Consider the following 3,250-nt stretch of genomic DNA (forward strand, 5'->3'; position numbering starts at 1 on the left):
GTCTGGCGCGCGGTTACTTCAATCGCCCGGCCCTGACTGCCGAGCGCTTCGTGCCCGACCCATTCGATGCCAGCGAGTCAGGAGGCGGCCGCCTTTACCGCACCGGCGACCTGGCCCGTTACCGCCCGGACGGCGTTATCGAATACGCAGGCCGGATCGACCACCAAGTGAAGATCCGTGGTTTCCGCATCGAGACCGGTGAGATCGAGGCCAAGCTGCAAGAGCACGCCGCCGTTCGCGAAACCCTGGTCATCGATGTCGACGGGCCGAGTGGCAAGCAACTGGCTGCATATCTGGTGGCCGATGTCGAGCCGGAGCAGCACGCTGCCTTGTGCAGCGCCTTGCGTGATCACCTCAAGGCCAGCCTGCCGGACTACATGGTGCCTGCGCATCTGATATTCCTGGAGGCGGTGCCCCTGACGCCCAACGGCAAGCTGGATCGCAAGGCGCTACCCAAGCCGGACACCCGTCAGTTGCATGAGTTTGTGGCACCGCAGGGCGAGCTGGAACAGTGCATCGCGGCGATCTGGCGAGACGTGCTGAAGCAGGAGCGAATCGGCGCGACCGACAACTTCTTCGAGCTCGGTGGCGACTCCATCATCTCCATCCAGGTGGTCAGTCGAGCACGCCAGGCAGGCATCCGTTTCACGCCCAAGGAGCTGTTCCAGCATCAGACCGTGCAGGGCCTGGCGCGGGTGGCCCGACAGGGGGAACCGGCCTCGCTCGTCGATCAGGGGCCGGTGACAGGTATCAGCCCCTTGCTGCCGGTGCAGTCGGCATTCTTCGCGGAGACCATCGCCGAGCGTCACCACTGGAACCAGTCGGTGCTGCTCGAACCTCTGCAGGCGCTGGATGCCGGGCGGCTGGAGCAGGCCTTGCGGGCCCTGTGCAAGCACCATGATGCCTTGCGCCTGCGGTTTGCCGAGGGTGACGACGGTTGGCAGGCCACGCATCATGAGCTGCCGGCGGAGCCCCTCCTGTGGCAGGCCGAGGTGACGAGCGAGCAGGCCTTGGAGGTCCTGTGCAATGAGGCCCAGCGCAGCCTGAGCCTGGAGGCCGGCCCACTGGTGCGCGCGCTGTTGGCCACCTTCGGGGATGGCAGCCAGAGACTGCTGCTGGTCATCCATCATCTGGTGGTCGATGGCGTGTCCTGGCGCATCCTGTTCGAGGATCTGCAGACCGCCTATCGACAACTGGAGGCCAGCCAGCCGGTCCGGTTGCCGACCAAGACCACGGCGCTCAAGGACTGGGCCGTGCGCCTGCAAGCCCATGCGGCAAACGCGGCCATGGAGCAGGAACTGGCGTACTGGCAGGAATGCCTGCAAGGCGTCAATGCGGACCTGCCTTGCACCAACCCGTCCGGTAGCCGGCAGAACCGCCAGGCGCAGTATGTCGAAAGCCGCCTGGGCCCGGCGCTGACCCAGAGATTGTTGCAGCAAGCCCCGGCAGCCTATCGCACCCAGGTCAACGACCTGATGCTGACGGCCCTGGCACGGACGGTCTGCCGCTGGAGTGGCCAGGATTCGGCGCTGATCCAGCTCGAAGGCCATGGTCGTGAAACCCTGTTCGATGATATCGACCTGACCCGCACGGTGGGCTGGTTCACCAGCCTGTTCCCGGTGAAGCTGACACCTGCCACGGAGCTGTCCGACTCGATCAAGGCGATCAAGGAGCAGTTGCGTGCGCTGCCGAACAAGGGCCTGGGCTTCGGCCTACTGCGCTATCTGGGCAGCCCGTCGACACGCCAGGCGCTGGCGGAGCTGCCGGAGCCGCGCATCACCTTCAACTACCTGGGGCAGTTCGATGGCAGCTTCGCCCAGGACCAGGGGCTCTTCGTACCGGCCCCGGAAGGCGCAGGCGAGGACCAGGGACCGGAGGCACCGCTGGGCAACTGGCTGACGATCAACGGTCAGGTCTACGGCGGCGAACTGCGCCTGAACTGGTGCTTCAGCCGAGAAATGTTCGGCGAGGAGGTGATTCGGCAACTGGCCGACGCCTATGAGCAGGAGCTGGTCCGGCTGATCGAGCACTGCTGCCACGATGGCCACCGGGGCCTGACCCCTTCGGACTTCCCGCTGGCCCACCTGAGCCAGGGCCAGTTGGACACCTTGCCGGTGCCGCCCGCTCAGATCGAAGACCTCTACCCGCTCTCGCCGATGCAGCAGGGCATGCTGTTCCACAGCCTGTCCAGCCACACCGGCGACGCCTACATCAACCAGTTGCGAGTGACCGTCGATGGCCTGGACATCCCGCGGTTCCGGGATGCCTGGCAGGCCGTGCTGGACCATCATGACATCCTGCGCAGCGGCTTCGTCTGGCAGGGCGAACTGGATCAGCCCCTGCAAGTGGTGCATCGGCAGGCCCGTATTCCCTTCGTCGAACAGGACTGGCGCAGCCGAGAGAATCTGCCTCAGGCCCTGGATGACCTGGCGAATGCCCAGCGCCAGCAGGGTTTCGCCCTCGCCCAGGCCCCTCTGTTGCGTCTGACGGCCGTGCGCACGGGCGAGCGACGCCATGAACTGATCTACACCAGCCACCACATCCTGATGGACGGCTGGAGCAACTCGCACCTGCTGGGCGAGGTGCTGCAGCGCTATGCCGGAGAGACCGCCATACCGCCTGCCGGGCGCTATCGCGACTACATCGCCTGGCTGCAGGAGCAGGATAAGCCTGCCAGCGAAGCCTTCTGGAAACAGCAACTGGCGCAGCTGGAGGAGCCCACCCGGCTGGCGGCGGCGCTGTCTCGCACACCAGGGGATCCCCTCGAGAGCGACCACTACGGCGAGCATGTGGAGGAGCTGGACAGCACTCAGACCCGACGCCTGGAAGCTTTTGCGCGCGAGCGGAAGGTGACCCTCAACACCCTGGTGCAGGCCGCCTGGATCCTGTTGCTGCAACGCTACACCGGACAGGACTGCGTGGCCTTCGGGGCTACCGTGTCAGGCCGCCCGGCTGACCTGCCGGGGGTGGAGCAGCAGATCGGACTGTTCATCAACACCCTGCCGGTGATCGCAAGCCCGCGCCCTGAGCAGACGGTGACACAGTGGCTGCAGGCGCTCCAGGAACAGAACCTGGCACTGCGCGAACACGAGCACACCCCGTTGTTCGATATCCAGCGCTGGGCCGGTCAGGGCGGCGAGGCGCTGTTCGACACCCTGCTGGTATTCGAGAACTATCCGGTGGCGCAGGCCCTGCAACGTGGTGCGCCAGAGGAACTGCGCTTCGGTGAGGTAGCCAGCCATGAACTGAC

General features: G+C 65.8%; 1 protein-coding gene. It reads left to right on the forward strand.

The window, feature by feature from the left end:
• Positions 1-3,250, forward strand: a 3,250-nt coding sequence (locus tag N5D30_RS25965) for a condensation domain-containing protein (RefSeq protein WP_279911323.1), incomplete at both ends; no start/stop codon positions are given.

The organism is Pseudomonas sp. GD03875 (assembly GCF_029840585.1).
Taxonomy (GTDB): Bacteria; Pseudomonadota; Gammaproteobacteria; order Pseudomonadales; family Pseudomonadaceae; genus Aquipseudomonas; species Aquipseudomonas paralcaligenes.